Raw genomic sequence first — 2,204 nt, 5'->3', positions numbered from 1 at the left:
CGGCGAGGAGGTGCAGGTCGCGCCACCCGGTCAGCAGGGGCACCCGCCCGGCCAGCCAGGGCACCGTGGCGGCCACCGCCTCGCGGATAGGCCCCACGCCCGCCGCCCGCGCCTCGGCGTAGCCTCCCTTGCGGATGGAGTAGCCCACCTGCCAGCGCTCGCCGTGGTCGGTCGTCACGATGCAGTGCCCGCCGCGCAGGTGCAGGTCGATGCTGCCGCCGGGATCGCCCGCGTGCCGGGGCAGCGAGAACCACAGCACGTCCTGCCCCGGCGAGAGCCGCCGCAACTCCAGCCCGGCGAGGTCGCGTACCTTGGAAAACCGGCCGTCCGCCCCCACCGTCAGCGCGGCGGGGAGGTCGTGCAGCGCCCCGGCCCGGCGGTAGCGCACGCCCCGGACCTCGCCGCCCTCCTCCAGCAGCCCCTCGGCCCGCGCCCCCATGACCACCCGCGCGTGCCCATAGCGCCCCAGCTCGGCGGCGAGGAAGGTCAGGAAACGCGACTGCGCCATCACCGTGAGGTACGGGTAGGGCGTCCGGAGCCGCGAGAAGTCCGCGATCACCTGCGTCCCCTCCGCCCGGACCAGCCGTGCCCGGTGCGCCCGCGTGTGCGGCAGCCCCAGGACGGGCGCGGCCAGCCCCAGCTCGCCCAGCAGTTCCATGATCGCCGGGTGCAGGGTGTCGCCCCGGAACTGGCGCTGGAAGTCGCCCGCCGCCTCCAGCACCGTCACCCCGATTCCCTGCCGGGCCAGCAGCAGCGCCAGGATCAGGCCCGCCGGGCCTCCCCCCACGATGCACACGTCCTGCGGCCCCGGCGACATGGCGGGCATTCTGGTCCGGCGAAGCGGACCGGGCTGTAAGGGATGCTGCGGGCCTGGGGGATACGCTGTCTCCCGTGAACACCATCACACGTCGGCGGGCGGGCGCGGGGGACGTGGGCCGCCTGCGGCCCCTGCTGCTGGCCGCGGCTCGGGAGCGGACGGCGCTGGAACCGGACCTCTGGCCGCCGCACCCCCAGGCGGAAGCGCGGGTGCAGGCGCGGCTGGAGCGCGACCTGGCGCAGCCGGAACGCTTCGCGTGGTTCCTGGCCGAGCGGAATGGGGAGGCGGTGGGCGCCGTGTCGGCGGGCCTCTTCCCGGCCCCGCCCGTCTACCGGAGCCTGCTCGCGGGGCTGATCGGGGACGACCTGTACGCCCGCACCCCGGAGGTTATGGGGCCGCTGCTGGACGAGGCCGAGGCTTTTGTGCGGGAGGGCGGCGCGGCGGTTCTCAATGCCGCCTGCCCCGCCCGCGCCTCCGAGCGGCNCGACCTGTACGCCCGCACCCCGGAGGTTATGGGGCCGCTGCTGGACGAGGCCGAGGCTTTTGTGCGGGAGGGCGGCGCGGCGGTTCTCAATGCCGCCTGCCCCGCCCGCGCCTCCGAGCGGCTGGGCCACCTCGCGGCGCGGGGCTACCGGCCCCTCACGCTCTGGATGACCCGCCCGGTGGACCCCCAGGCGACCCGGCCCGCAGCCGTGCGCCCCGCGACCGAGGCCGACCTGCCCGCCCTGGTGCGCCTGAACGCCGCCGCGCAGGAGGGCAAACGCCGCGCCAGCCCCCGCTTCTGGACCCCCCACCCCGAGGCCCCGGCCCGCTTCGAGGCCTGGATGCGTCACTCGCTGACCCTGCCCGACCGGGAGGTGCTGGTTCACGGGGGACCGCGGGGGGTGGACGGCTTCGTGGTACCGCAGCCCACCGGCCTTCCCCCGGCGCACGACGCGGCCCGGATCGGGACGCTGGACGACCTCGCGGCGGACGCCTGGGCGACTTTCCGGCCGCTGCTGGAGGCTGCCCACCAGGCCCTCGCCGCGCGGGGGGTCCGCACCGTGCAGGCGATCTGTCCCGCCGGGTGGCCGCAGCGCCGAGCGGTGCTGGAGGGGGCGGGCTTCCGCCCGGCGAACCTCTGGCTCCTCAAGGATTGAGCTGTCTTCAGGCGACTCGGGGGTATCCCCTTCCCCCGCCTCCTACCCTCCCCCCATGACCCGACTCGACCGCCTGGCTCTCTCCGGCATCCGCCTCTACCAGCGGCAGCTCTCGCCGCGCAAGGGCTTCCACTGCGCCCACGCCGCCCTGCACGGCGGCGAATCGTGCTCGGCGGCGGTGGCCCGCATCGTCCGGGAAGATGGACTGCGGCGGGGCCGCGCCCGCATCGCCGCCCGCTTCGGCGCGT

At 76.1% G+C, this 2,204-nt stretch carries 2 protein-coding genes; one reads left to right on the top strand and one right to left on the bottom strand.

Annotated elements, in window-relative coordinates:
* The coding region (locus QOL99_RS16580) for an FAD-dependent oxidoreductase (RefSeq protein WP_285525440.1) at positions 1-817 on the bottom strand (817 nt) is incomplete at its 3' end.
* A 1,194-nt stretch (positions 818-2,011) separates the two neighbouring features.
* Here QOL99_RS16580 and yidD point away from each other — a divergent pair.
* Positions 2,012-2,204, top strand: a 193-nt coding sequence (yidD, locus tag QOL99_RS16575) for a membrane protein insertion efficiency factor YidD (protein WP_285525438.1), incomplete at its 3' end; no start/stop codon positions are given.

The sequence above is a fragment of the Deinococcus rhizophilus genome (assembly GCF_030271215.1).
GTDB lineage: Bacteria > Deinococcota > Deinococci > Deinococcales > Deinococcaceae > Deinococcus > Deinococcus rhizophilus.
Note: the sequence above shows the minus strand (reverse complement) of the source record. Positions and strands in the feature narration are given on the sequence as shown.